The sequence below is a fragment of the Nocardia sp. 2TAF39 genome (genome assembly GCF_052114905.1).
GTDB lineage: Bacteria > Actinomycetota > Actinomycetes > Mycobacteriales > Mycobacteriaceae > Nocardia.
Genome location: NZ_JBFRFQ010000012.1, coordinates 40167 through 65348 on the forward strand (window position 1 = coordinate 40167; position 25182 = coordinate 65348).

The 25182-nt window shown below is 66.5% G+C and carries 27 protein-coding genes; 9 read left to right on the forward strand and 18 right to left on the reverse strand.

What is annotated here, in order from left to right; all coding sequences use genetic code 11:
- Positions 1–56 precede the first annotated feature (56 nt).
- On the reverse strand, positions 57–782 hold the full coding sequence (gene ispD, locus AB4Z47_RS09690) for a 2-C-methyl-D-erythritol 4-phosphate cytidylyltransferase (protein ID WP_441949646.1): 726 nt from the start codon (positions 780–782) through the stop codon (positions 57–59).
- Between the two features lie 2 nt (positions 783–784).
- Complete coding sequence (carD, locus tag AB4Z47_RS09695; protein ID WP_011206964.1) at positions 785–1273, reverse strand: RNA polymerase-binding transcription factor CarD; 489 nt, start codon at positions 1271–1273, stop codon at positions 785–787.
- A 417-nt stretch (positions 1274–1690) separates the two neighbouring features.
- On the opposite strand from carD, the gene AB4Z47_RS09700 reads away from it, so the two are divergent.
- Together AB4Z47_RS09700 and radA are read left to right on the forward strand one after the other, a co-directional pair.
- Positions 1691–2326: a hypothetical protein gene (locus tag AB4Z47_RS09700; protein ID WP_441949648.1), complete on the forward strand. Its 636-nt coding sequence runs from the start codon at positions 1691–1693 to the stop codon at positions 2324–2326.
- Between the two features lie 66 nt (positions 2327–2392).
- Entirely contained in the window at positions 2393–3793 is a 1401-nt protein-coding gene (gene radA, locus AB4Z47_RS09705) for a DNA repair protein RadA (RefSeq protein WP_441949649.1), read from the forward strand.
- A 370-nt stretch (positions 3794–4163) separates the two neighbouring features.
- Here radA and AB4Z47_RS09710 read toward each other — a convergent pair whose 3' ends face one another.
- Positions 4164–4838 (reverse strand): hypothetical protein, encoded by a 675-nt coding sequence (locus AB4Z47_RS09710; protein WP_441949650.1) that lies wholly within the window; start codon positions 4836–4838, stop codon positions 4164–4166.
- Positions 4839–4961: 123 nt separating this feature from the next.
- Positions 4962–5585, reverse strand: coding sequence for a carbonic anhydrase (locus AB4Z47_RS09715; RefSeq protein WP_441949651.1), 624 nt, complete (start codon positions 5583–5585; stop codon positions 4962–4964).
- A gap of 99 nt (positions 5586–5684) precedes the next feature.
- Between AB4Z47_RS09715 and AB4Z47_RS09720 the strand changes: the two genes are divergently transcribed.
- On the forward strand, positions 5685–6581 hold the full coding sequence (locus AB4Z47_RS09720; RefSeq protein ID WP_441949653.1) for an A/G-specific adenine glycosylase: 897 nt from the start codon (positions 5685–5687) through the stop codon (positions 6579–6581).
- 90 nt (positions 6582–6671) lie between these two features.
- Here AB4Z47_RS09720 and AB4Z47_RS09725 read toward each other — a convergent pair whose 3' ends face one another.
- Positions 6672–7418 carry an alpha/beta fold hydrolase gene (locus AB4Z47_RS09725; RefSeq protein WP_441949654.1) on the reverse strand — a complete coding sequence of 249 codons (747 nt, stop codon included), beginning with the start codon at positions 7416–7418 and terminating at the stop codon, positions 6672–6674.
- A 59-nt stretch (positions 7419–7477) separates the two neighbouring features.
- On the opposite strand from AB4Z47_RS09725, the gene AB4Z47_RS09730 reads away from it, so the two are divergent.
- The 4 genes from AB4Z47_RS09730 to AB4Z47_RS09745 all read left to right on the forward strand — a co-directional run bounded on the left by AB4Z47_RS09730 (position 7478) and on the right by AB4Z47_RS09745 (position 9540).
- A complete protein-coding gene (locus AB4Z47_RS09730) occupies positions 7478–7792 on the forward strand; it encodes an antibiotic biosynthesis monooxygenase family protein (RefSeq protein WP_441949655.1) in 315 nt (104 codons plus the stop codon).
- Positions 7793–8056: 264 nt separating this feature from the next.
- On the forward strand, positions 8057–8251 hold the full coding sequence (locus AB4Z47_RS09735; RefSeq protein ID WP_039794710.1) for a CbtB domain-containing protein: 195 nt from the start codon (positions 8057–8059) through the stop codon (positions 8249–8251).
- Positions 8242–9024 carry a CbtA family protein gene (locus AB4Z47_RS09740; RefSeq protein ID WP_441949657.1) on the forward strand — a complete coding sequence of 261 codons (783 nt, stop codon included), beginning with the start codon at positions 8242–8244 and terminating at the stop codon, positions 9022–9024. The genes AB4Z47_RS09735 and AB4Z47_RS09740 overlap by 10 nt, the downstream gene beginning before the upstream one ends.
- Positions 9025–9060: 36 nt before the next feature.
- Positions 9061–9540, forward strand: coding sequence for a hypothetical protein (locus AB4Z47_RS09745; RefSeq protein WP_441949659.1), 480 nt, complete (start codon positions 9061–9063; stop codon positions 9538–9540).
- A gap of 73 nt (positions 9541–9613) precedes the next feature.
- On the opposite strand, the gene AB4Z47_RS09750 is transcribed toward AB4Z47_RS09745, so the two are convergent.
- The 3 genes from AB4Z47_RS09750 to AB4Z47_RS09760 all read right to left on the reverse strand — a co-directional run bounded on the left by AB4Z47_RS09750 (position 9614) and on the right by AB4Z47_RS09760 (position 12111).
- Positions 9614–10054, reverse strand: a complete 441-nt coding sequence (locus AB4Z47_RS09750) for an OsmC family peroxiredoxin (protein WP_441949661.1) — start codon at positions 10052–10054, stop codon at positions 9614–9616.
- 294 nt (positions 10055–10348) lie between these two features.
- The gene (locus tag AB4Z47_RS09755; RefSeq protein ID WP_441949662.1) at positions 10349–11185 is read right to left on the reverse strand and encodes an ABC transporter permease; all 837 of its coding nucleotides are present in this window, start codon (positions 11183–11185) and stop codon (positions 10349–10351) included.
- A 23-nt stretch (positions 11186–11208) separates the two neighbouring features.
- Entirely contained in the window at positions 11209–12111 is a 903-nt protein-coding gene (locus tag AB4Z47_RS09760) for an ABC transporter ATP-binding protein (protein ID WP_441949664.1), read from the reverse strand.
- 260 nt (positions 12112–12371) lie between these two features.
- On the opposite strand from AB4Z47_RS09760, the gene AB4Z47_RS09765 reads away from it, so the two are divergent.
- Together AB4Z47_RS09765 and AB4Z47_RS09770 are read left to right on the forward strand one after the other, a co-directional pair.
- On the forward strand, positions 12372–13784 hold the full coding sequence (locus AB4Z47_RS09765; RefSeq protein WP_441949666.1) for a histidine kinase: 1413 nt from the start codon (positions 12372–12374) through the stop codon (positions 13782–13784).
- Positions 13785–13834: 50 nt separating this feature from the next.
- Complete coding sequence (locus AB4Z47_RS09770) at positions 13835–14521, forward strand: response regulator transcription factor (protein WP_441949764.1); 687 nt, start codon at positions 13835–13837, stop codon at positions 14519–14521.
- Positions 14522–15057: 536 nt separating this feature from the next.
- Here AB4Z47_RS09770 and AB4Z47_RS09775 read toward each other — a convergent pair.
- The 10 genes from AB4Z47_RS09775 to panD form a co-directional block, all read right to left on the reverse strand.
- On the reverse strand, positions 15058–17613 hold the full coding sequence (locus tag AB4Z47_RS09775; protein ID WP_441949667.1) for an ATP-dependent Clp protease ATP-binding subunit: 2556 nt from the start codon (positions 17611–17613) through the stop codon (positions 15058–15060).
- Positions 17614–17901: 288 nt separating this feature from the next.
- Positions 17902–18843, reverse strand: coding sequence for an esterase/lipase family protein (locus AB4Z47_RS09780; RefSeq protein ID WP_441949669.1), 942 nt, complete (start codon positions 18841–18843; stop codon positions 17902–17904).
- A gap of 91 nt (positions 18844–18934) precedes the next feature.
- Positions 18935–19522: an anthrone oxygenase family protein gene (locus tag AB4Z47_RS09785; RefSeq protein ID WP_441949671.1), complete on the reverse strand. Its 588-nt coding sequence runs from the start codon at positions 19520–19522 to the stop codon at positions 18935–18937.
- Positions 19523–19655: 133 nt separating this feature from the next.
- Positions 19656–20303: an FHA domain-containing protein gene (locus AB4Z47_RS09790; RefSeq protein ID WP_441949673.1), complete on the reverse strand. Its 648-nt coding sequence runs from the start codon at positions 20301–20303 to the stop codon at positions 19656–19658.
- 182 nt (positions 20304–20485) lie between these two features.
- Entirely contained in the window at positions 20486–20845 is a 360-nt protein-coding gene (locus AB4Z47_RS09795; RefSeq protein WP_441949674.1) for a histone-like nucleoid-structuring protein Lsr2, read from the reverse strand.
- Between the two features lie 115 nt (positions 20846–20960).
- A complete protein-coding gene (gene lysS / locus AB4Z47_RS09800) occupies positions 20961–22460 on the reverse strand; it encodes a lysine--tRNA ligase (RefSeq protein ID WP_441949766.1) in 1500 nt (499 codons plus the stop codon).
- 259 nt (positions 22461–22719) lie between these two features.
- Positions 22720–23142, reverse strand: coding sequence for a rhodanese-like domain-containing protein (locus tag AB4Z47_RS09805; RefSeq protein WP_441949767.1), 423 nt, complete (start codon positions 23140–23142; stop codon positions 22720–22722).
- A gap of 8 nt (positions 23143–23150) precedes the next feature.
- Entirely contained in the window at positions 23151–23753 is a 603-nt protein-coding gene (locus tag AB4Z47_RS09810; protein ID WP_441949675.1) for a cysteine dioxygenase, read from the reverse strand.
- A 181-nt stretch (positions 23754–23934) separates the two neighbouring features.
- Positions 23935–24732 (reverse strand): type III pantothenate kinase, encoded by a 798-nt coding sequence (locus tag AB4Z47_RS09815; RefSeq protein ID WP_441949769.1) that lies wholly within the window; start codon positions 24730–24732, stop codon positions 23935–23937.
- 17 nt (positions 24733–24749) lie between these two features.
- On the reverse strand, positions 24750–25169 hold the full coding sequence (gene panD / locus AB4Z47_RS09820) for an aspartate 1-decarboxylase (RefSeq protein WP_441949677.1): 420 nt from the start codon (positions 25167–25169) through the stop codon (positions 24750–24752).
- Between the last annotated feature and the right edge of the window lie 13 nt (positions 25170–25182).

Here is a 25182-nt window from a genome sequence, read left to right on the forward strand (position 1 = left end):
GCTCGGCGCCACCGTGCGCATGGCGCGCTGCGTCGATGATTCGCTCGCATGCTCGCTCATGGCGCCACCGCCCGGCCGATACTCGCGCCGTCCAGCGCCGCATTGGCGAGCAGAAGGTCGAGCGGAGTGGTGATCTTGAATGCCAGCGGGTCGCCGGGGATCGTGCGGACCTGGATGCCGAGCTTTTCGACCAGCCCCGCGTCATCGGTGGCCGGAATGCCCTCCGTCGCGTACGCGGAGCGCAGCAGATCGGCGGCGAAACCCTGCGGCGTCTGGATGGCGCGCAGCTGCGCGCGGTCCGGAGTGCCGGTCACCGCGCCCGCCGCGTCGACGGACTTGATGGTGTCGGCGACCGGGAGTCCGGGAACCACCGCCCGATGGCCGGCACGCAGCTCCGCCGCCACCCTGGCGATCAGCGCGGGTGGGGTGAGGGCCCGGGCGGCGTCGTGGACGAGGAAAAAGGCGGCGTCGGGCGCGGCGGCGATGCCCGCCCGCACCGAGTCGATGCGTTCGGGACCGCCGACGACCACGCGTACCGAATCCGAGGGCGGCAGCAGGGCAACGGCGCTGTCGACGAGTTCGGTAGAAACCATCACGACGATCCGGTCGACCGCGCCGGAGGCGATCAGGCCTTCCACAGCGAGCCGGACCATAGGTGTGCCGCCGACCGTGACGAACGCCTTGGGTGTGGATTCACCCAGACGCACGCCACGACCGGCGGCAGGCACCAAAGCAACGACGGGCCCGCCGCTGGGACGGACACCGTTGTCAGGTGTGTTCACGGTCAGGAAGCCGCTGCAAGAACCTCGTCGAGCAGCGTCTCGGCCTTACCGTCGTCGGTGCCCTCGGCCAGCGCGAGCTCACCGACGAGGATCTGACGAGCCTTGGCGAGCATGCGCTTCTCGCCTGCGGACAGACCGCGGTCCTGCTCCCGGCGCCACAGATCGCGGACGACTTCGGCCACCTTGTTCACATCGCCGGAGGCGAGCTTCTCCAGGTTGGCCTTGTAGCGGCGAGACCAGTTGGTCGGCTCCTCCGTATGTGGCGCCCGCAGCACCTGGAAGACCCGATCGAGACCCTCTTGGCCCACGACGTCGCGAACGCCGACATATTCGGCGTTCTCAGCGGGAACCCGAACAGTGAGATCGCCCTGGGCGACCTTCAGGACCAGATACTCTTTTTGCTCACCCTTGATGGTGCGAGTCTCGATTGCTTCGATCAGCGCCGCTCCGTGGTGGGGGTAAACGACGGTGTCTCCGACCTTAAAAATCATGTGTCCCGTGCCCCTTTCGATGTTCACAGTTTAACATGCGACTCGATAACGGCGCGATCAACTGTGCAGGTCAGGGGCCACAACGAAGCAACCGCTCGGCTTGACAGAAGCTGGACGGTGTGCATTACGTTGCGCCAGAACGAGTTATCTCCTGGTTTGATCGCCCTCTCGGCCCCTGCGGCGACATGGCACTTTCTCCGCAATCTTCGAAGCTCGACCGAACTGTTACCCGGCGCGGGGGTGTCGGAACGAGCACACCGTTCGCGAGGCCACGAGCCCGGCATTCCGGAGGGTTCGCGCGGCGGCCGGGGGCAAGTTAGCACAGCCCCCACGCCCGGGTCGGTAAGGGAACTACTACGCTCCCTAGTTACTACGCTCCCTGCGGAGCCGAGCCCGGTCGACATGGAGGGACAACCCGTGACTGCCCTGAACGCTGTGACCGCCCCGAGGGGGGCGCGACGTCGCATGGTGACGGTTGCCGTACTCGCCGCTGGAGCGGCGATCGCGCTGTCCGGCTGCGGCGCGGGTCAGATTGCGCAGACCGCAAGCCAGGTTGCCGCAGTGAACGGCAACCACGCGGACGTCGGCCGCATCGCACTGCGGAACGTGCACATCGTGTACCCCACCGAGGGCGGCGGGTACACCAACGCCAAGGGCGGCAAGGCAGCCATCGCCCTGTCCATCGTCAACAACGGCGAATCCGTCTCGGACCAGCTGACCAGCATCACCACCGACCTCGGCACCGTGAAGATCACCCCGGCCGCAGGCAAGTCCGCCGTCGAACTCGCCCCGCAGCAGACCGTGGTCGCCGCCCCCAAGCAAAGCGAACACGACGACCACGGCTCCCAGCCGGCGGCCGACGACCCCGCGGCGAACCCGATCCTGATCGAGATCACCGGACTGACCAAGGACATCACCCCTGGCCTGACCTACAACGTCTCGTTCAACTTCAAGCAGAACGGCACCGTCCAGGTGCAGATCCCGGTCGACGCAGGCACAGACACCGAGCGGCACGAGTCCGACAAGTCCGGCCCGGCCGAAGCCGGACACTGAATCTTTTGGCCGCGCCTTCGGCGCTGCCAATCGAACACTGTCGGACGCGGTGCGTAGGGTGCGCGTGTGGCAAAGACCAAGCCGATTTTTCGGTGTTCCGCGTGCTCCCATGAAGTTGCCAAATGGGTAGGAAAATGCCCGGAGTGCGGCGCTTGGGGCACTGTCGAAGAGGTGGTCGTCTCGGCGGGTGTTGTCGGCGCCCCTGGTCGTAAGGCGATGCTGCCGAGCACCGCGGCGGCCCCGATCTCAGCGATCGACTCGCAGGTCACAAAGGCCAGGCCGACTGGGGTGAGCGAACTCGACCGGGTACTCGGCGGCGGCGTCGTGCCAGGATCTGTGGTGCTGCTGTCCGGCGAGCCGGGGGTGGGCAAATCGACGCTGCTGCTCGAGGTGGCGCACCGCTGGGTAACCCAGCGCGACGAGAAATCGCTGTATGTCACCGCCGAGGAGTCCGCGGGCCAGGTCCGGCTGCGGGCCGATCGCACCGGCGCGGTGCATAACAGGGTCTACCTCGCGGCGGAGTCGGATCTGTCGATCGTGCTCGGACACGTCGAGCAGGTGCGCCCGACGCTGCTGGTGGTCGACTCGGTGCAGACCATGCTCGTCCCGGACGTGGATGGTGTGATCGGCGGCGTCACGCAGGTTCGCGCGGTGACCGCCGCGCTGACCTCGCTGGCCAAGGCTAGCGGGATCGCGGTGTTGCTGGTCGGGCACGTCACCAAGGACGGCAACGTCGCGGGCCCGCGCACGCTCGAGCACCTGGTCGATGTGGTGCTGCAGTTCGAGGGCGACAAGAACTCCACGCTGCGGATGGTGCGCGGCATCAAGAACCGTTTCGGCAGCGCCGACGAGGTGGGCTGCTTCGAGTTGCACGAGGACGGCATCGCCTGCGTCGACGACCCTTCCGGCCTTTTCCTGCACCACCGGACCGATGCGGTGCCGGGCACCGCGGTGACCGTCGCGATGGACGGCAAGCGACCGCTCGTCGGCGAGGTACAGGGCTTGACCGTGAAGACCGAGATCCCGCAGCCCCGCCGGGCGGTGAGCGGACTGGACTACAACCGGGTCGCCATGGTTTTGGCCGTCCTGCAGAGCCGCGGCAGGGTGTTTCTCGGCAAGAGCGACGTCTACGCCGCGACGGTCGGCGGCATGCGGCTGGTGGAGCCCGCCGCCGACCTGGCCATCGCGCTGGCCATCGCCAGCGCCGAATCCGACGTCTCGATCCCCGCGGGCTGGGTGATTCTCGGCGAGGTCGGTCTCGCGGGCGAGGTCCGCAAGGTGACCGGCGTCGCCCGCAGACTGGCCGAAGCCGAGCGCCTCGGCTTCACCACCGCCCTGGTACCCCCCGGTCTGGCGCCCGTGCCGAGCAGCACCATGAAAATCCACGAGGTCACCGACCTCCGTTCCGCCCTCCGCATCGCGGGCCTGCGCAGACTGCGCGCAGCACCGGAGGAGGCGGCAGGCTGACCTCCGGCCACGTGCGCCCTACCAGCGACAAATCCTCCGGTCACCGGGCTCACCCCGCCCCGGCAACTGCACGTCGCGTGAGCACCGTTCGCGGCGTCTCGCATCCGAGCGGCCCGAGCGCATGCACGCAAACGCGAGTCCCGTTCACCGCTGGCCAACGCAAAACACGAACCCCCGCTCACCGCAGCACTCCCAGCCCCGTCGAGTGCGAGTCTTACGAGCACGTTCGCGGCCCGGCTCGCGTCCGCGCGATCGAAGCGCATGCGACGCAGCCGCGAGTCTCGATCGCTCGGACGCGAGCCAAAAGGGGGCCGCGAACACGCAGCGCCGAAGGCGCTGCAAATCGAACACAGCAAACCAACAAACCTCATCAAGCGATGTTGAACGGCTCTGCCGCGCTGCGCACCGAACCCAGTTGCGCCACAACGTTGTACGCGCCCGGCGGCACCTGGACGCGTTCGCCCGCGCAGTTGGGCTGCGAGGTGAAGCCCGACCAAGTCACCGTAAACGCCGCCTGCTCGCCCCGATTCAGGGTGCGGACGTCGGGCTGGCCGTCCGGATAGCAGTCCGTGCTCGACCACAGCCGCCGCTGGCCGTCGAGAGTGTATACCGAAACCTGCTGCAGACCGGAGCCCATGTCGCGGGTGCACGGCACCGAGGAGATATTGGTGATCACGATCCCGAATACCGGTTGCTCGCCGGCCTTGTAGGTGGGCTGATCGACCGTCATTTTGACCGCGAGCGACTGGTCCGGGCACTGGCCCGCGCCCGATACCCCGCTCGGGACGGCCGCGATGCTGCCGGAGGGCGACTTGGGCGCGCTGGACTCACCGGTGCCGGCGGGCTTCGCCGTCGGAGCGTCGGCGGGCTTGTCCACCGATGAACTCGTCGCGGAGGTTTTCGCATCGCTGGGCGAGTCACCTCCGCGCGCGACCGCGAGCACGAGCCAGATCATCAGCGCCAGCGCGACGACCAGAATTCCGATGGCGAATGCGCGTCGACGCCAGTAGATCTCCGGTGGCAGCGGTCCATTCGGTTCCAGCACGACTCAACGGTAAGCGCATGATCAGGTGCAGCGCCTCATGCGCACGGCGTGTCGGTCCTGCGCACGTGTTCGTCGCGGGTGAATTACGGCCCGCATGCTGGGAAGACTCCGCGCGCGCCCCGCTCAGACCACCTCGCCGATGTTGCCGACGACACGATGTAGTTTCACCCTGCCCTCGGCGAGCTTGTACGTCACGCAAGCGATCGCGCACTCACCGGTCGCGACTCGCTGCGAGATGATCATCGACCGCTGCATGAGCAGGCGACTGGTCTCCACCACATGTCTGGCTTCCATCTCGTCGACGGTGGACAGGCCCTCGCGCCGTCCGACCAGAATGGATGGCGTGACCCGCTCGACTACGCTGCGGATGAAACCGCCGGGAACCTCGCCGCCGTCGAGCGCGTCGATGGTCGCCTTCACCGCTCCGCAGCTGTCGTGCCCGAGCACTACGATCAGCGGAACGTTGAGCACCTGCACCCCGTACTCGATCGAACCGAGCACCGAGCTGTCGACCACATGGCCCGCGGTACGCACCACGAACATGTCACCGAGACCCTGGTCGAAGATCAACTCGGCGGCGACTCTGGAGTCACCGCAACCGAACAGAATCGCGTGCGGGTGCTGGCCGCTGACGAGTTTGGCCCGGTCGGCAGCGCCCTGGCTAGGATGCAGCAGCGCGTCGTTGACGAAACGCTCGTTGCCCTCTCGCAGGGACTTCCAGGCGCTGATCGGGTTGGAATCAGGCATACCGACCATTGTGCACATGAGTCGTGTTACCAGCGAGTTCGTTTGGTTACGAGTCGGCAAATAGCGACTGGCGGCAGTAGGACAGGAACAGTGAGGGCAGTGCGGAACGAGATCGACGCGGACACGTTGCTGAACTGGTACCGGGAGACGGCGCGCGACCTGCCGTGGCGCAGGCCCGGTGTCACCGCGTGGCAGATCCTGATGAGCGAGATCATGCTGCAGCAAACCCCGGTCGTTCGCGTTGAACCGATCTGGCGAGAGTGGGTGGCGCGCTGGCCGGTTCCCTCGGCGATGGCCGCGTCGTCATCGGCCGAAGTGCTGCGGGCCTGGGGCAAGCTCGGGTATCCGCGCCGGGCACTGCGGCTGCACGAGTGCGCGCGGGTGCTGGCGGCCGAGCACGACGACGCGGTGCCCGCCGACGTGGAGGTCCTGCTCGGTCTGCCCGGGATCGGCGCGTACACAGCCCGTGCCGTCGCGTGCTTCGCCTACGGCCAACGGGTTCCTGTGGTCGACACCAACGTCCGGCGGGTGGTTGCCAGAGCCGTGCACGGACGTGCTGAAGCGGGCAACCCGTCCTCGCGCGACCTGCCCGAGACCGAAGCGCTGCTGCCGCGCCGGATCGACCGCGCCGCAGTGTTCTCCGCGGCCCTGATGGAACTCGGCGCGACCGTATGCACCGCACGCACCCCCGATTGCTCGCGTTGCCCGCTGCCACGCTGCGCCTGGGTCGTCGCGGGCCGACCGGTGACCGACGTCGTCCGCCGCACCCAGAAGTACGAGGGCACCGACCGTCAGGCGCGTGGTCGCCTGTTGGACGTCCTACGCGACGCCAGCGGACCGGTCGAGCGCGTGCGGCTCGATCTCGCCTGGACCCGTGACCCGGGCCAGCGCGACCGTGCCCTGGATTCCCTGCTGGTCGACGGCCTGATCGAACAGACCGCCGATGGGCTTTTCGCGCTCGCGGGCGAAGGTGGGCACGGCGCTGGAATCGCCTGAGCCGAGCCCGCCCGGCCCGACCACCGACGGTCCGAGTACACGCCGGCAGCAGGCCTGACAGGCGTGGACTCGGCCGAGTCCGGTCGAGGGCTAGCTACCGAGTACACGCCGTAGGAAGCGCTCGACCTGCGTCCGGTAGCGCTCCGGCTGGTCATCGTGCACCAGATGTCCTGCGTTCGGGACCACCACGTAGTCGGCGTCCGGATGCGCAGCGGCCATTTGCCGCATCTGCCCCGGTGGAGTGATGGTGTTCTCGCCTTCGAGCAACAGGGCGGGGACCCGGACGGCGCGCCATTGCTCCCAGAAGTCGCGGGCCCCCCACTCCTCGGAGATATCGCGGAAGGTCGCGACCGAGCCGTGCAGCCGGTATCCGTCCGGCCCGTGCTCGAACGAATTCAGGAAATACCGCCCGGCCACCGGCCCGAAAAATGACAGCACCGCATCCGCGTCGGGAAACGGCTGCGGCCATGCTTCGATCATCGCGGCCCAGTTCGCGGCGGTGCGGCCGGTGAAATCCGGTGCGATGTCCTCGATCACCAGCGCCCGCACTCGCTCGGGGTACGTCGCGGCGAACACCCAGCCGTGCAGCGCGCCCATCGAGTGCCCGATCAGCACCATCGGATCGGTGATCTCCGCCGTGCTCGCGGCCAGGTCCGCCACGAAGGCCTCGGTGGTCAGTTCCTCGGGCGCGCGCCTGCCGTGCCCTGCGGCGTCGAAGGTGTAGACGTGGCCGTATTCCCGCAGCCAGCCCAGCTGGTCGCGCCAGGTGCGCGCGCTGCCCATCAGTCCGTGCAGCAGCAGGATCGGCACGCCTGCTCCGCCTTCGTCGTGCAACATCGGTTCGACAATACGAGGCACCGAGCAACCGCTCGGCGGCAGCGGCTAGCTTGGATCACATGGCTGTTGTGAAGATCAACGCGATCGAGGTTCCCGAGGGCGCGGGCCCCGAGCTGGAGAAGCGGTTCGCCCACCGTGCGCACGCGGTCGAGGGATCGCCCGGTTTCCTCGGGTTCCAGCTGCTGCGCCCAGTCGCTGGGGACAACCGATATTTCGTTGTCACCCAGTGGGATTCGGAGGAATCCTTTGCGGCATGGCGGGACGGACCCGCGCGCGAGGCGCACGCGGGCGAGCACCGGAAGCCGGTCTCGACGGGTGCCTCGCTGCTGGAATTCGAGGTCGTGCTCGACGTGGCCGCGAAGCCTTCGAACTGACCTGAATGCCTACCGCCGGGCACGGTTCGCCCTGCCCGGCGACTCGCCCGACGTCGTGGTACCGCCGTGCCGATTCGGTTGACGCCGGGTACCTCCGAGTGCCACAGTTCGAAGGACAAACGCGAGGGTGATGCGGTAATTCCGGTGTGATTCCGGAGCGGTCGCGCCACTGTGTTCCATGCACCGAGCCCCGGTGCCGGAAAGCCAGACACCGGCACCGTCGCGTCACCACCCAACGGGACGCGTATCCCAAGGAGGACTCGAATGGCCATCGCGCATTCACCCAGCCGGGCAACCGACTCCCTGGCCACCGTGCTCGTCACGGTTGGTGTCGTTCTTCTCGCACTGCTCACGCTGTACCTGGTCGGTTTCGACCAGGGCGTCATCTCGCGCAGCGGGATGTACCTGCACGAGCTGATGCATGACGGACGCCACCTGCTGGGGCTGCCGTGCCACTGATCGGTTCGCTTCGGACCCTGTTGCTTCGCGGCCTGCTGGCCGGCCTCGTCGCCGGTTTGCTGGCCGCGACCGTCGGTTATGTCGTGGGCGAACCCAAGGTGGACGCCGCGATCGCCATCGAGGAAGCCGACTCCGCCGCCGGGCACACTCATGCCGAACCGGCGGGCGGGCATTCGCACGGTGACGAGGAAGATCCACTGGTGAGCCGCAGCGGACAGAAGGCCGGACAGTTCCTCGCGCTCGGGCTGGCCGGCCTCGCGCTCGGCGCCATCTACGCCTCGGTCGCGCACGTCGCCCGTCGCTACACCACACTGTCCGGGTCGAAGCTTGCACTGGTGCTCGGTATGGGCGGCTGGGCCGCAATCGTCGCGGTGCCGTTCTTCAAATACCCGGCCAACCCACCGGCGGTGGGCGATCCGGACACCATCAACGAACGCACCCTGCTTTGGCTGGCTGCGGTGCTACTCGGCATCGTGGCCGTCGTGGCAGCGGTGTCCGTATTCAAGGTGCTGCGCGCGCAACTGTCCACGTTCCGGCTGATCGGGGGCTTTGCCGCGTTCGTTGTCGTGACGGCCCTCGGCTACATCCTGTTGCCCGGCGTGAACGAGGTGAGCGCGGACTTCCCGGCCACTCTGCTGTGGCAGTTCCGGGTGGCGTCGCTGGCCGAGACAGCCGCGTTGTGGGCCTGTCTGGCCCTCGGGTTCGCGGCCCTCACCGAATTCGCTACGCGCAGCGATACCGCGGTACGAGACATGATCGCTACCGCGGGCTGATCCGCGTCCGGAATTCGCAAGGCAGTGTCGGTTCTCATGACCGGCTCTGCCTTCTCCGTCCGGGCCGCACGGGCGGCCGCCACCCCACCCCGCGCTGTCCGCGTCGCCTTCGTCGGGCTCGCCGTCGCCTTGCTGGCGGGCGTCGCCGAGGCAGTCGCACGGGTCATGCCGGCCCTCGAACGCGACGAGGCCGACATCGCGGGCCTGGCGACCGGGTTCGGCCTGCGCATGGCGATTTACCTGCTGGTTCTGGCCGTCGCCATCCGGATGACGCATGGCCGCCGCTGGGCCCGCCTCCTGCTCACCGTTGGCATCGGCGTACTCGGTCTGCTCTCGCTGATCATCGAACCACTGGCCGCGGCGCTGTCGGCGAACGAATTCGGCGACCTGTTCATCGACCTCACACCCGAATCGTTCCTACTCGGCGCTTTCCGGGCAGTCCACGTAACGGCCATCCTTGTCGCTATCCCGGCCCTCTACACTCGCCCCGCACGCCGCTACTTCCGGAAAGGGTGAGCCATCACATCACCGCATGGCTCTCCACACACCCTGCACGCAAAGTGTGCGAAGAACCAAGCCGCGATGGGAACTACGCCAGCGCCGCGTCCAGGGTGATGTGATCGACTCCAGCTAGGGCTTTGCTGACGGGGCAGCCTGCCTTGGCGGCCTCGGCGGCGGCCTGGAAGGCGTCGGCGTCGATGCCGGAGACGCGACCGCGAACGGTCAGCTTGATCCCGGTGATCCGGAAGCCGCCCGCCGGGTCCGGTCCGAGGGTCACGTCGGCGGTGATGTCCAGGCTCTCCGGGGTGCCACCCGCATTGCCGATCTGCGCCGAGAGGGCCATCGCGTAGCAAGAGGAGTGCGCGGCCGCGATCAGTTCCTCCGGGCTGGTCGTTCCGCCGGCGTCCTCCGCGGAACGCTTGGGGAACGATACGTCGTACTTGCCGACCCCCGAACTGGCCAGCTCGACCTGTCCCGAACCCTCCTGCAGAGTGCCGGTCCAAGCGGTACGCGCGGTACGTGTGGGCATCACGGTCCTTTCGCTGATGATCGTTTGACGATTCAGCTCGAACCTACCCCGGTCTGCTCAGCCCGGCGCACCGGTTCGTGGATCGCACTGCTCCATCGGCCGGACCGCACCCGCTCTACCAGCATGGGGCCGCCGCGCCGGGAAACCGGAGCGCACCAAGCGAATCGGGTGCACAGACCGCTCCACCACCGCACTCCGGATTCGTCACTCCGGCCAGCACGATGCCACCGAGGATCCCAGCAGAAAACCGTCGGCGAACCCTGTCCACCAACGGTTTTCGGCGTCATCGACAATTCACACCAGATCACGTTTCCGCATCAGCCGAATGGTGCCGCCCGCGAATAGCATCACATAGATCGCCAGCACGACCAGCGACTCGGTACGCGACAGCACATGGAGCACGCCCGGGGCCGCGGGACCATCCACGGTGCGCATCGCCCCCGCCAGCGACCCGGCGGCCGTACCAGGCAGATGGTCGGTGAGCGCTCGGATCGGCGTGAAAATGCCCGCGACGCTGCGTAGCAAGTTCTCCACCACCAGCACCCAGACCAAGCCCAACCCGACCGCGAGCCCGGGGCCGCGAGCGAATGCACCGATGAGCACCCCCGCCAACGTCCACATGCCGAGAATCGCGATACCGGTGAGGATTCCGAGCAGCGCCCGGTCCAGCGAGGGCAGCGCCAGCGACTGGGACTGGGACACCGCGATCAGTCCGGCGACCGCGACATCCGCGACGAACGCCGCGCACACCAGCCCGACCACCACGATCACCAGGCTGACTACCACGGCGGCGACAGCGTTCACCCGCGACGGCCCCTGGGTGAACACCGTTTTCCAGGTGCCCCAGCCGTACCCGTTCCCGACGGCCAGCGCGCCGAGGATGAGCATCAGCGCACCGCCGAACATCGCCATGCCTTGGGTGAACACTTCGGGCACCGCGCCGGGCAGCATCTGCTGCAGGAGCACGTCGCGTGGCAGTCCGTTCGACATCCGGCCCGATTCGCCCGACGTATAGGCCAGATAATTGAACAGGTAGGCGAATGTGAGATTCAGCAGAATCCAGGTTCCCAGGATGATCCACAACGCGGGCCACTTGCGCAGCCGCAGCATTTCCGCTTTTGTACTCGCCATAAGGTCTGTCATCGCCTGCCGGTTCATCGCACCGCCTCCAGCTGCGTCATTTCGAAGAACACTTCTTCCAGAGATTTTTCGTCGACGCGCAGCTCCAGCAGATCCGCGCCCGATTCCACGACGGCACGCGCCACCGCCGGTGCGGTCGCGGTGTCCGACTCGATCCGGATGCGATGCGCGGTCAGCAGCGCCGAATGCGCGCCGACCACCCTGCGCACCGCGGGAAACGCCACTTCCAGGGGTTCGGCCCGCAGCAGCAGCGACGAAGCGCCCCGCAGTTCGGCGACCGCGGCCTCGACCAGCAGCTTGCCCTGCGAGATCACGCCGACGCGGTCACAGATCTCCTGCACCTCGCTGAGCATATGGCTCGACAGCAGCACCGTGTGGCCGTCAGCGGCGAGATCGGTGATCAGCTCCCGCATCTCGGCCATGCCCGCCGGGTCGAGGCCGTTGGTCGGCTCGTCCAGGATGAGCAGATCGGGCCCGCCGAGCAGCGCCGCACCAACTCCGAGCCGCTGCTTCATGCCCAGCGAATAGGTGCGAAATTTGTCGTCAGCACGCGGCGCCAGCCCGACCCGGTCCAGCGCGTACGTCACCGCGGCTCGGTCGAGGCCGCGGTAGTTCGCCAGCACCCGCAAGTTGTCCCGACCGGACAGGTAGGGATAGAAGCCGGGGCCCTCGATCAGCACGCCGATCCGGCGGACCACCGCGGGATCACCAGGGCGGTGCCCCGCCACTGTGGCCGTGCCGTCGCTCGGACGGAGCAGCCCGACCAGCATGCGCAGCGTAGTTGTCTTGCCCGCGCCGTTCGGACCGAGGAATCCGTAGATCTGCCCAGAGGCGACGTTCATGCTCACGCCGTCGACGGCGGTGTGCGCGCCGTAGCGTTTCGTCAGCCCTCGGGTGACCACGATCGAATCTGTCATGTTCTGAGAATCCGCCGCCGACCATGGTTCATACATCCGTAGCGGGGCGACGTTCGGCGTACGTATCGACACCGACAGGCACCGCCGCGCGCGGCCGACGGACGCGGCAGCCGGTAGCAAATGCGGCAACGGCGACAGAATTCCGTCCGCGCGGATCCGATCCGCCCGATGCGGATCGTCCTATATCCGCGAAATACGTTCCGAGGCGGACGTCGAATCATTGTTCAGCCGCATAGGCTACGTGGGTGCGGGTGGCAGGGATGACGGATCGGAGCTCGGTCGGCCGGGACTGGGGGGTCGCGCTTGTTGTAGCCGCGATTCAGCTGGTCGGGGGCACGTTCGCGAACACGCGGCAGATGGGGGCGCACTCCCTCGATGTTCTCGGTTACCTGCTGCTGCTCGCCGGGCCGGTGGCGCTGGTCTGGCGGCGGGCACAGCCGATGCCGGTATTGGTCGTCGTCCTCGCCGCGTGCCTGGCGTACTTCCTGCGCGGCTACGGGTACGGACCGATCTTCGTCTCGCTGATTATCGCGTTCCTCACCGCGGCGAGCATCGGATCCCGGTGGTGGACCTACCCGCTCATCCCACTCGGCTACCTGGCCCTGGTCTGGCCGCTGCCCGCGCTGCTCGGCAGGCCGGCCGATATGTGGCAGATATTCGCGCTGATGGCATGGCTGGCCGTGCTGCTCTCGGTGGCCGAAGGGATTCGGCAGCGTAAGGCGGTGCTCGTCGCGCGCCGGCAGCGGGCCGAGGCCGCACGCAGGGATGAGGAGGCGCAGCGGGAACGGCGGGCCAGCGAGGAGCGCTTCGCCATCGCGCGCGAGCTGCATGACGTTCTGGCGCACAGTCTTTCGCTGATCAACGTGCAGTCCTCGGTGGCACTGGAACTGCTCGACAAGAAACCGGAGCAGGCGGAGTCGGCGCTGGCCGCGATCAAGACCGCGAGCCGCGACGCACTTGCCGAGGTGCACGCCCTCCTGCATACGATTCGCTCCGGTAACGCGGTCGCCCCGTCTGAGCTCGAGGCCGCCGCCGACGAGGGCCCGCGCCCTCGGCGGAACCGGCGGGGGACCGAGCACAACGGACGCAATTCGCCTGCGAGCGAACAGGGGTCGACCGACAACGGCCGGCCCGAACAGGTCGACAAAACCGCCGAACCCGAGCGTGCGCCGCATGCTCCCGCGCCGAGCATCTGTGACTTGGACGAGCTGCTTCAGCGCGCCCGCGCGACCGGACGGACGGTAGGTGCCCGGGTGCTCGGCACCCCGCAGCAGCTGCCCAGCGTCATCGATGTGGCGGCGGCACGGATCATCCAGGAGTCGCTGACCAACGTGCTGCGGCACGCGCCCGGCGCCGATGCCACGGTGACCGTGCGCTACGCCACGGACTCGGTCGACATCACCGTCGACAACACCCGGCCGACAGGTACACCGTCGCGGTTCGGCACGAGCGGAGGAAACGGCATCATCGGCATGCGGGAGCGGGCGCACGCACTCGGTGGCGCGCTCACGGCAGGCCCACGCCCCAGCGGCGGATTCCGGGTCGCTGCCCGGCTGCCCGCGCGTGCGGTGGAGTCAGGCACGACGGAGCCGAGCGACCCCGCTGAGCAAACCGCCGCCGAGCAGCCGACCGCCTCTGGCGGCGCCGGGAAGCACGAACCGACCGGCCGATGACGGAGGAGGCTTCGATGCACGACCATCACGAGAGCGCGCGGCTGGAGGCCATGGCTGGGCAGTCCGACGCCACGGCGAGCATCCGGGTACTGGTGGCCGACGACCAGGCACTGGTGCGCGGCGGTTTCGTCGCGCTGCTGGACGCACAGGACGGCATCGAGGTGGTCGGCGAGGCGGACAACGGCGAACAAGCCGTGCGGCTGACCCGCAGCCTCCGGCCCGACGTGGTACTGATGGACATCCGCATGCCGATCCTGGACGGCCTGGCCGCCACCCGCATGATCGCCGAGGACCCCAGGTCGACCGACGTGCGTGTGGTCGTGCTGACCACGTTCGAACTCGACGAATACGTCTTCGAGGCGATGCGCTCCGGCGCGACGGGGTTCCTGGTCAAACACACCGAACCGGCCGACCTGGTGCGCGCGGTCCGCGTGGTCGCGGCGGGCGACGCCCTCTTGTCCCCCGGCGTCACCCGCAGGCTGATCGCGGAATTCTCCGCGCGCGCGAAGACACCGCCGCAGGCCACCCTGTCCGAACTCATCGACCGCGAGCGCGAGGTGATGACCCTGGTCGCCGAGGGCCTGACCAACGGGGAGATCGGCGAACGCCTCTTCATGAGCCCGGCCACCGCGCGCACCCACGTCGGCCGTATTCTCACCAAGCTCGATGCCCGCGATCGGACCCAGCTGGTGGTGATGGCCTACGAATCCGGGCTGGTCCGGCCGGGGTGGCAATAGAATCTGCGCAGAGCGGAGCCGACCGCGTACAGCGGGCAATATTCCAGCAATCGCACACCGGTGAGCGGACAGCCTTCTCGGCAAGTATTGGGTAAACCGTTGCGAACAGCGCTGTTCCGGGCAGCTGACCTACGCGTCCAGGCGTATCGCAAGTAACCACGCGCGACCGATGCCGCGCGGCGCAGTTTTTGAGCATGAATATTTTCACTCACCCCGAAGCCGTGAGCGTCCTGGCCGACCGCTACGACAGGCGTGGCATCCCTGGTCGTCCGCGTTCGGGAACCGAATGGGTCCGCGCCGCACGCGCCGCTGATCAGCAGGGCCATCGGACATCCTGCTCGCGGACACACCGTCTACACCCCAGCGCCCTTACCCGCGCTCGCCGCCGCTGTCAGCACGACAGTACGACTGCGCACGAACGTTCTCGGCGGGTGAGTTGCGCAGGATTCGAGGCCGGGCCGCAGAATTTCAGCGCCAGAACACAGAAAAGCCCGTGCACACCGGATGTCGGTGTACACGGGCCTTTCCGTTGTGATTTACTCGCCCGAGGCGGCCTCGGCGGAGCCTTCGGCCGCGCCGGTCAGCACGACTTCGGGCTTCTCCTCGGTGGGAGCCTTGGTCAACTTCGCCTTGCCGGTGAAGGTGAACTTGGCGTCCTCGCCGGAACCTTCGCCGTCCCAGCCCTCGACATCGACCACGATGGTCTGTCCGGGACCGATCTCGCCGAAGAGGATCTTCTCCGAGAGCTGGTCTTCGATCTCGCGCTGGATGGTCCGGCGCAGCGGCCTGGCACCGAGCACGGGGTCGAAGCCGCGCTTGGCCAGCAGCGCCTTGCCCTGCGGAGCCAGCTCGATCTCCATGTCCTTGTTCTTCAGCTGCCTGCCGACGCGGCCGATCATCAGGTCCACCATCTGCACGATCTGGTCGGTCGTGAGCTGGTGGAAGACGATCACGTCGTCGATGCGGTTGAGGAACTCGGGGCGGAAGTGCTTCTTCAGCTCGTCGTTGACCTTGAGCTTCATCCGCTCATAGTTCGAGCCCTCGGCATTGCTCTGGGTGAAGCCCAGTCCAACGGCCTTGGAGATGTCCGAGGTACCCAGGTTCGAGGTGAAGATCAGCACGGTGTTCTTGAAGTCGACCGTGCGACCCTGGCCGTCGGTGAGACGACCATCCTCGAGAACCTGCAACAGAGTGTTGTAGATCTCTTGGTGTGCCTTTTCGATCTCGTCGAACAGAACCACGGAGAACGGCTTGCGGCGCACCTTTTCGGTGAGCTGGCCGCCCTCTTCGTAGCCGACGTACCCGGGAGGCGCACCGAACAGCCGCGACGCGGTGAAGCGGTCGTGGAACTCGCCCATGTCGATCTGGATGAGCGCGTCGTCGTCGCCGAACAGGAAGTTCGCCAGCGCCTTGGACAGCTCCGTCTTACCGACACCGGACGGACCGGCGAAGATGAACGAGCCGGACGGCCGCTTCGGATCCTTCAGGCCGGCGCGAGTGCGGCGGATCGCCTTGGAGACCGCCTTGACGGCATCCTCCTGGCCGATGATCCGCTTGTGCAGCTCGTCCTCCATCCGGAGCAGACGGGTGGTCTCCTCCTCGGTGAGCTTGAACACCGGGATACCGGTCCAGTTGGCGAGCACCTCGGCGATCTGCTCGTCGTCGACCTCGGCCACGACGTCCAGATCACCCGAGCGCCATTGCTTTTCGCGCTCGGCCCGCTTGGCGACGAGCTGCTTCTCCTTGTCGCGCAGCCGCGCGGCCTTCTCGAAGTCCTGCGCGTCGATCGCGGACTCCTTCTCCCGGCGCGCCTCGGCGATCTTGTCGTCGAACTCGCGCAGGTCCGGCGGAGCGGTCATCCTGCGGATGCGCATCCGAGCGCCCGCCTCGTCGATCAGGTCGATCGCCTTGTCCGGCAAGAACCGGTCGTTGATGTAGCGGTCGGCCAACGTCGCGGCCGCGACCAGCGCGCCATCGGTGATGGATACCCGGTGGTGCGCCTCGTAGCGGTCGCGCAGTCCCTTGAGGATGTTGATGGTGTGCTCGACGGTCGGCTCGCCAACCTGGACCGGTTGGAACCGGCGCTCCAAGGCGGCGTCCTTCTCGATGTACTTGCGGTACTCATCGAGGGTGGTCGCACCGATGGTCTGCAGCTCGCCACGGGCCAGCTTCGGCTTCAGGATGGATGCGGCGTCGATGGCGCCCTCGGCGGCACCCGCACCGACCAGCGTGTGCAGCTCGTCGATGAACAGGATGATGTCGCCGCGGGTGTTGATCTCCTTGAGCACCTTCTTCAGGCGCTCTTCGAAGTCACCGCGGTAGCGGCTGCCCGCGACCAGGGAACCCAGGTCGAGGGTGTAGAGCTGCTTGTCCTTCAGCGTCTCGGGCACCTCACCGTTGACGATGGCCTGCGCGAGGCCCTCGACCACGGCGGTCTTGCCGACACCGGGCTCGCCGATCAGCACCGGGTTGTTCTTGGTGCGGCGACTGAGCACCTGCATGACCCGCTCGATCTCCTTCGAGCGGCCGATGACCGGGTCGAGTTTGCCCTCCAGCGCGGCCTGGGTCAGATTTCGGCCGAACTGGTCGAGCACCAGCGAGGTGGACGGGGTGCCCGCCTCACCGCGCGAACCGGACTCGACCGGCTCCTTGCCCTGGTACCCGGACAGCAGCTGGATGACCTGCTGGCGCACGCGGTTCAGATCGGCACCCAGCTTCACCAGCACCTGAGCCGCCACACCCTCGCCCTCGCGGATGAGGCCGAGCAGGATGTGCTCCGTGCCGATGTAGTTGTGGCCGAGCTGCAGCGCCTCGCGAAGGCTCAGCTCCAGCACCTTCTTGGCGCGCGGGGTGAACGGGATGTGACCGGACGGGGCCTGCTGGCCCTGGCCGATGATCTCCTCCACCTGGCTGCGCACGCCTTCCAGCGAAATGCCGAGCGACTCGAGCGACTTGGCCGCGACGCCCTCACCCTCGTGAATCAGCCCCAGCAGGATGTGCTCGGTGCCGATGTAGTTGTGGTTGAGCATCCGGGCCTCTTCTTGGGCCAGGACAACGACACGCCTCGCGCGGTCGGTGAACCTCTCGAACATCGCTCCCTCACTCTCCTGCTCCGACATTCTGGCAACAGACGCCGCAGTGTGCTGTGTAACAACCGTGGGCGTCAGCCTGCCATGAAGCCCGGGGGTCGTGGCCCCCGCCTCCACTCTAGTTGGCGGAGGATTTCGCTGTCGCCGGTCTACCCTATTGTCGACCGACGACAGCATGGTCATTCACTCATAACGTGAGGATTGCGCGATTCGTTTCCGACCAGGTTTTGCCCTCAGCGAACAGCGGTGTCCGATGACCGCTGCCCGCGTCATCCCGCCGACCACGGCCGCTCACCCGGTGAACGGCGCGACGTAAACACAGGGCACCGGGCGCGGATGCGCCGGGTCGAGCGCGTTGAGCATGTACGCGGCAGCCCTCGGGCTGCTCGCGATGGCCAAGTGCTCGGAGTGGTCCGTGGCGCAGCCGTCCTGGACGACGATATTCGTCACGTTCGGTCCGGGAACCAGCCCGGCGGTGTAGGGCACCACCGACTCGTCCAGTCCGGTCGCGATGTTCGTGTAGGTCACGCTCGGGTGGTAGACGCCATCCTCGTTCAGCGCGCGCACGAAGTCCGATCCACGGACCGCCTGTCGGCAGGCCTGACACACCAACCCGGTGAGCGCGTCGAAGGCTGGTTTCGCGCCCATGCGTGCGCTGTACTCGGCCAGCTCGGCCAAACCCCCGGCGTTCGAGCCCAGCCACGGCGGAGCCAATCCGACCAGTTTGTCCACCTCGACCGCTCCGCCGAGTCGCTTGACGAAGTAGTTGCCGATGAAGTTGCCCTGGGAGTGGGCGACGATATCGACCTTTGCCGCCCCGGTGGTAGCGAGCACCCGCCGCACGAAGGCGGCGAACTGCGGTGCGCTCTGCTCGATCGGAAGCATCCCGCCGATAGCGGAAATGGGCCAGGGCAGGTCGTAGGCGCCGTAGGTGGCCGAGAAGACACAGTAGCCCTCGTTGGCGAGCAACGGCGCATACACGCCCCAATTCGTCTGTGCGCCACCGCCGGTACCGTGCGCGAGAACCACGGGGTTCGGGTGCGCCGCACTCGGCCGGCAGGACCAATCGTTGGTGCCGGGCAGCGAACCGCCCGGATGCGCCAGCTCTGCCGGGAGGCCCTCGAAGAAGTTGTAGACGACCGGATATCGATCCGCGTGCGCCGAACCCGCCGTGCCGGCGCAAAGCGCGGCGAGCAGGACGATCAGTAATGAAAAGCCCGAGACACGCCGCACATTAGCCTCCAGATCTGGAAGGGTGGGGTTCCAGGAAGCTACCGCAGAGCGTGTCCGAGGCGGGGCCGATTCCGGCGTGTTGTTCGTAAAACTAGTTCTGGTAGTGCGCTGATGTACCGACCTGATCAGGGTGCCCCTGCGCCGCGTGCCGGCCTGCCACGCTTTCTGCCACCGTCGACCTGCCCTGCTGGATGCCCGCCACGAACAGCGCTCCGCACAGCACCAGGAAGGCCAGGCTGTGGAACACGGCACGGACGATGTTCCAACGAACCCAGGCGGTCTCGAAATCGGCGCGGACCGCGACGAGGTCGATGCTGGACGCGGGATCGCCCGCCGCGGCCAGCTGGTCGTTCAGCGGGACGTTCAACCCGGAGGTCACCGCGAAGGCGATCACGTTGAGCACCAGCGCCGCCACGATCCAGATCAGCGTGGTCCGATGCTCCTTGCCCAGATGCAGCCCCGCGGCCAGGATCGTGAACCCGACGGTGCCGAGAAACCCGATCATGAACCAGGGATTGATGATCACCAGGTTGATCTTCTGCATCACGTCGATCATGGCGCGATCGTCGGCGCGTCCGAGCGCGGGCATCACCGAATTGGCGTATCCATAGAAAAGGCCTGCGATCAGGCCCGTCGCCAGCGTGGCAACCACCAGTGCGGCGAGACGTGCGGCCGTCATGACTTCCTCCTGCCCGGAACGGACCGGAGTCGATATATCGCTCCGGTTGCTTGTTCCGAGTCAAGCCGCTTTCCCTGCCGGCCGCCATGGTCGAAAAGCTCGACCGGCTGTGCGAGCGTCTACGGGAGATGTCTCACAGATCCCGATCGGAAATGAGACCGCTCTGCATGGCCAGTTCTGCCAGGCGTACGCGTTTCTGGTTCTGTGGCAGATTTTCCACGCCGAATTTGGCGAACAGCGCGCGCAGGTGGGTCTTGATCGCATCGACGCTGAGGAACAACTCTTCAGCGATCTGCTGATTGGAGGCGGGGGTGGCGAAACCCGCGCCGTGCTTGTATGGGCGGCACAGCGCAATCAGCACCGAACGCTGGGTCTCGGTGAGCGATCGGGCCGTGGGAATCGAGCCGGTCGAGACGCGCGTGATGTCGTCGGGGACGCCGCCGAAATCGTGAAAGGAAACGCGCGATGTGCCGACCCGGATGACGTCTCCCGCCATCAGCCTGCGCCTGCCGACCAGTCGGTCGCCGTTCACGAAAGTGCCGTTGCGGGAAAGGCCGTCGTCGACGATGGTCCAGTGCGCGCCCAGGTACTCGACAGCGGCGTGCAGACGGGAGACCTCCGCGTCCCAGCTCAGAGCGAGATCGGCATGCTGGGAACGGCCGATCGTGACGCGTCCGTGCTCGGGCGTGAGGGGGAACTCCTGCTGGCGACCCGTGTCATCGGTGAACCGCAAGAATGATCCGACGAATCCTGTCACTGCGTCGATACCTCGCCTCTCCATACCGCCAGTGACCGTCGCACGTTTCCATGGTGCCGCGTTCGGTTACCGCGGGCAAGATCGATCGTCCGCCATCATGGGCCACAGTGCCATCCGGTCGTGCAGCTATATCGAAGCCCTATCACGAACAAGACCGCCGCCCCGACGTCGCACGATTCGCCGGGACGGCGGCCGAAAAAATACAACTATCCCTTCGCGGCCTTGTTGTACGCGTCGGTGATGTCGGCGGAGATGCGGCCCCGCGCAGACACCTTGTGTCCATTACGGCGCGCCCACTCGCGAATTGCGGCGCTTTGTTCCCGGTCGATGGAGACCCGACTCTTCGGTGTACCCGCCGCGGCCGCGGCGGCCTTGACCCTGCGCCGACCACTCACCCGACGCGCATTCGAAACCCACTCTTCCAGACCGTCGCGCAGCTTTGACGCATTTGCCGTCGACAAGTCGATCTCGTACGACACACCGTCGATCGCAAACTCGATGGTCTCGTCTGCGATGGACTCACCGTCGACATCGTCGATCAGGCTAACGGTGACCTTCTTTGCCATGAGATGAACGTCCTCTCGAAATCGTGCGACCCGCATACTAGGCCGATTACCCGAGGCAAGAATACCTCGAATTCCGGAAATTCCAAGACGGAGCCGCTACTTTGCAATCCAGTGATCAGCGAGTGACCGGACGCACAATTGGGAACAGTATCGTTTCTCGGATTCCCAATCCCGTCAGCGCCATCAACAACCGATCGATTCCCATACCGGTTCCGGTGGTCGGCGGCATGCCGTGCTCCATCGCGGCGAGGAAGTCCTCATCCAGTGCCATCGCCTCGTCGTCACCCTGTGCGGCAAGCCGAGCCTGATCCACGAACCGCTCGCGCTGGATCACCGGGTCGACCAACTCCGAATAGCCCGTGGCCAACTCGAAGCCACGCACATAGAGATCCCACTTCTCGGTGACGCCTGCTTCGCTGCGATGCTGCCTGGTCAGCGGCGAAGTCTCCACTGGGAAGTTCCGCACGAAAGTCGGCGCGTACAGCTTGTCGCCATACTGGTGTTCCCACAGTTCCTCGACAAGTTTCCCGTGGCCGTAGCCCTTGTCCTCCGGAATTTCCAGACCGACCCGATCAGCAAGTGCCAGTAATTCGACAACCGAAGTATCCGGGGTGACGGCGACACCCAGTGCATCCGACAGGGAGGGATACATCTCGACGGTCGCCCACTCCCCGCGCAGATCGTATTCGGTTCCGTCGGCGAGCGTGACCACCTGTGTTCCGAACACCTCCTGGGCCACTTCCTGCACCAATTCCCGGATCATCGTCGCCGAGTCGTCATAGGTGCCGTACGCCTGGTAGGTCTCCAGCATCGCGAACTCGGGGGAATGCGTGGAGTCCGCGCCCTCGTTGCGGAAGTTCCGGTTGATCTCGAAGACCCGCTCCAAGCCGCCGACCACGCAGCGCTTCAGGAACAGCTCGGGCGCGATGCGCAGGTAGAGCTGCATATCGAGTGAGTTGGAATGAGTAACGAACGGCCTGGCCGCCGCTCCGCCGTGCAGCGTCTGCAGCATAGGCGTCTCCACCTCGAGGAATTCTCTGCGCTCCAGCGCATTGCGCAGCGCGCGGACCACGGCGATTCGAGTGCGCGCCATTTCCCTGGCCTCAGGGCGGACGATCAGATCGACGTAGCGCTGCCTGACCCGCGACTCCTCGTTCATCTCCTTGTGCGCCACCGGCAGCGGCCGCAGTGCCTTGGCTGCCATGAACCAGGAATCGGCCATAACGCTCAACTCCCCGGTCCGGGAGGAGATCACCTCGCCCTGCACGAAAACGAAGTCACCGAGGTCTACATCGGCCTTCCATGCGGCAAGAGAGTCCGCGCCGACACCGTTCAGGCTGATCATCGCCTGCAGCTTGGTGCCATCGCCCTCTTGCAAGGTCGCAAAACACAACTTGCCGGTATTGCGCATGAATATGACGCGTCCGGCGACACCCACCTGCTGCCCGGTAGCGGTGTCCGCAACCAGGTCGGGATATGCGGCCCGAATTTCGGCCAGGGTATGCGTGCGCGGCACGACCACCGGATAGGCCTCACCACCGGCCGCGAGCAGCCGCTCCCGCTTCTCGCGGCGAATCCGTGTCTGCTCCGGGGCGTCGTCGGCGTCGAGCGCCACGGCAGGCCGCGAATCCGACGTAGATCCGCGGGGGGAGGCAGAGTTGGGGGTGCTCACATCGAACAACCCTAGCGTGCACCGGAAACCGTTTTGCGCGCCGCCCGATCTCTACGCGGGAGTAACGAATCGGTATCGGTTGCGCGACGAAGTGCGGGCCCGCCCCAGCTACGGTCGACACCCGAAATCGCGGGAACGCATCGATCGGTGCCCGAAAACACCTGGACGCCCGGCTAATTCGAGATGGAAGTGACCGAGTGATTTACAGCGAGGCGAGTGCGTCGGCCTCGCGCACGAAGTGCGGTGCACGCACGGCGACGTTCAGCAGCCCTGCCGCCTTCAATGCCTGATAGCCCCCGACCAGGTCGGTTGCCCGGTGCAGTCCGAGTTGTTGCAGGGCGGCGGCGGCCAGGCTGGAGGTAAAGCCCTCCGAGCAGACGACGATCCACTCCACGTCGTGATCCGCGGCCAAGGCCAGCCTGGCGGAACTGGCGGGATCGAGCCGCCATTCCAGGACATTGCGCTCGATCACCAAGGCGCCGGGTAGGGTGCCCTCGCGCCCGCGCAGCGCCTGCGGACGGATGTCCACCAGAATTGCGCCCCTGGCGAGCGCGCGCGGCAATTCGAAGGCGTAGATCCGAGTCAGCTGGGCCCGTGCGTTCTCCAGCATCTGGTCAACGGTCAAACGGGTCATTACATATCACCTTCGGGCTGATCGGTGAGAACAGTTCGGGTGCGCCGCAGGGTTCCGTGGCCGGTGACCTCGTAATAGGACATGGCGGTGAGCGGCGGGGAATAGGCATGGACGCTGAGCGTCGGATCGAGCGGGCCCGCGGATTCGGCGGCGGCGGCCGTTGGCGCGCGCATCACGTCATGCACCCAGCCGATCGGGAACGACGCCTGATCACCTGCCGTGAGTGTGCGGTGGCGCAATCCCGTTCCATTCCAGCGGTATTCGGAGAGAGCGCCGCTGAGCACGGTCAGCGCGCCGAGCGATCCGGCATGGTCGTGCAGTTCGGTGGACTTGCCCGGCGTCCAGCTGATCAGCCAGACATCGACTTCGTCGTCGGTGAGCAATCTGGTCGCCCACCGCTCGTCGGCCGGCCAAATACCGTTCGCGGGAAGCAGATGGTCGAAGCGGCCGGCCAGCACATCCTCCGCGCCTTCGTCGGTCAGCCGCAGCAAATCGGCCGGACGCAGCCGAGTCGGCAGTGCAGGCGCCACCGAGCGCTCCACTGGTGGAGTGGCCGAGAAACCGTCACGCGCGGAAGAAAGGGAAAGAACAGAAGAACGCATGAGCGAATCTCCAGGAGCTGGTATCGGTCGAGGGCAGGTACTCAGCCTCGATCGGTCGAGGCAATGTCAGCCTCGACAACACTCCTGGGTGCTCACGCGGAAATACACGGACGTGAGCTTAACAGAACACGGCGCAGTATGGGCAAGCACCCGGGATGCGACAAATCCAACACCGCGCATATCAGACACTTCCCTTGCGGCGCTGGTTGCGTTCGTATACAAGCCGAAGGCCGGTCAGCGTGAGATGCGGATCATGGTCCTCGATCGTCTCGGATTCCGGGACGATCAGTGGCGCGGTCGCGCCGGTCGCCACCACCGCGACGTCGTCGCCCGCGAACGCGTCGAATTCGTCGCGAATCCGATCGATCAGGCCGTCCACCAGCCCGGCGAAACCGAATACCGCACCGGACTGCATGCATTCCATGCTGTTCTTCCCCAGCACCGAACGCGGCCTGGCCAACTCGGCACGGCGCAGCGCGCTTCGTTCCACCAGCGCCTCGGTGGAAATCTCCACGCCGGGCGCGATGATGCCGCCGAGGAACTCGCCTTTCTTCGACACCAGATCCACACAGATCGCCGTGCCGAAATCGACGACGATCGCAGGCGAGGTGTAACGCTGATAGGCGGCGAGGCAGTTCACGATGCGGTCCGCGCCGACCTCTTTCGGATTGTCCACCAGCAGCGGAATACCCGTGCGCACACCGGGTTCCACCAGCACGTGCGGAACGTGGCCCCAATACTGACCGAGCATGCCGCGCAATTCGCGCAGCACAGGCGGCACCGTCGAGAGCGCGGAAACGCCGATCACCTCGTCCAGCTGCGCACCGACCAGCCCACGCACCTGCATGGCGAATTCATCGGCGGTCAGCAGCGGATTGGTATGGATCCGCCAGTGCCGCACCAATTTCGAATGCGCGCCGCTGCCCGAGAACAGACCGAGCTCGATACTGGTGTTGCGGACGTCGATGGTCAGCAGCATTCCCGGTCCGTCCGCCGTCACACGAAGGACAGGGAGCGCGGCGAGGTCAGCCCCGAGCCCTCCGGCGCGTGCGCCGGGTCCGAACCCAGCTCGACCAGGCAGTTGCGCTCGTCTACGAACACGACTTTCGGGTCGTATTCCGCGAGTTCCTGCTCGTTCATCTGACCGTATGCGATCAGGATAACCAGATCGCCGGGATGGACCAGATGGGCTGCAGCCCCGTTGATCCCGATCACGCCCGAGCCACGCTCACCCGCGATGACGTAGGTCTCCAGCCGAGCGCCGTTATCGATGTCGACGATGCACACCTGCTCGCCCTCCAACAGATCGGCGGCGTCGAGCAGGTCCCGGTCCACGGTGACCGAGCCGACGTAGTGCAGGTCGGCGTGCGTCACGGTAGCGCGGTGGATCTTCGACTTCATCATGGTGCGCAGCATTGCGTCGCCCTTT

Excerpts from the sequence above, each read along its gene's own strand:
- AB4Z47_RS09755 (WP_441949662.1), bottom strand. The coding sequence starts at position 11,185 with ATGGCGAGTACAAAAGCGGAAATGCTGCGGCTGCGCAAGTGGCCCGCG.
- AB4Z47_RS09745 (WP_441949659.1), top strand. The coding sequence starts at position 9,061 with ATGACCGGCTCTGCCTTCTCCGTCCGGGCCGCACGGGCGGCCGCCACC.
- AB4Z47_RS09730 (WP_441949655.1), top strand. The coding sequence starts at position 7,478 with ATGGCTGTTGTGAAGATCAACGCGATCGAGGTTCCCGAGGGCGCGGGC.
- AB4Z47_RS09795 (WP_441949674.1), bottom strand. The coding sequence starts at position 20,845 with ATGGCAAAGAAGGTCACCGTTAGCCTGATCGACGATGTCGACGGTGAG.
- AB4Z47_RS09810 (WP_441949675.1), bottom strand. The coding sequence starts at position 23,753 with ATGCGTTCTTCTGTTCTTTCCCTTTCTTCCGCGCGTGACGGTTTCTCG.
- carD (WP_011206964.1), bottom strand. The coding sequence starts at position 1,273 with ATGATTTTTAAGGTCGGAGACACCGTCGTTTACCCCCACCACGGAGCG.
- AB4Z47_RS09750 (WP_441949661.1), bottom strand. The coding sequence starts at position 10,054 with ATGCCCACACGTACCGCGCGTACCGCTTGGACCGGCACTCTGCAGGAG.
- AB4Z47_RS09770 (WP_441949764.1), top strand. The coding sequence starts at position 13,835 with ATGGCTGGGCAGTCCGACGCCACGGCGAGCATCCGGGTACTGGTGGCC.
- AB4Z47_RS09775 (WP_441949667.1), bottom strand. The coding sequence starts at position 17,613 with ATGTTCGAGAGGTTCACCGACCGCGCGAGGCGTGTCGTTGTCCTGGCC.
- AB4Z47_RS09815 (WP_441949769.1), bottom strand. The coding sequence starts at position 24,732 with ATGCTGCTGACCATCGACGTCCGCAACACCAGTATCGAGCTCGGTCTG.
- AB4Z47_RS09735 (WP_039794710.1), top strand. The coding sequence starts at position 8,057 with ATGGCCATCGCGCATTCACCCAGCCGGGCAACCGACTCCCTGGCCACC.
- AB4Z47_RS09765 (WP_441949666.1), top strand. The coding sequence starts at position 12,372 with ATGACGGATCGGAGCTCGGTCGGCCGGGACTGGGGGGTCGCGCTTGTT.
- AB4Z47_RS09715 (WP_441949651.1), bottom strand. The coding sequence starts at position 5,585 with ATGCCTGATTCCAACCCGATCAGCGCCTGGAAGTCCCTGCGAGAGGGC.
- panD (WP_441949677.1), bottom strand. The coding sequence starts at position 25,169 with ATGCTGCGCACCATGATGAAGTCGAAGATCCACCGCGCTACCGTGACG.
- AB4Z47_RS09760 (WP_441949664.1), bottom strand. The coding sequence starts at position 12,111 with ATGACAGATTCGATCGTGGTCACCCGAGGGCTGACGAAACGCTACGGC.
- AB4Z47_RS09790 (WP_441949673.1), bottom strand. The coding sequence starts at position 20,303 with ATGGAGAGGCGAGGTATCGACGCAGTGACAGGATTCGTCGGATCATTC.
- AB4Z47_RS09785 (WP_441949671.1), bottom strand. The coding sequence starts at position 19,522 with ATGACGGCCGCACGTCTCGCCGCACTGGTGGTTGCCACGCTGGCGACG.
- AB4Z47_RS09725 (WP_441949654.1), bottom strand. The coding sequence starts at position 7,418 with ATGTTGCACGACGAAGGCGGAGCAGGCGTGCCGATCCTGCTGCTGCAC.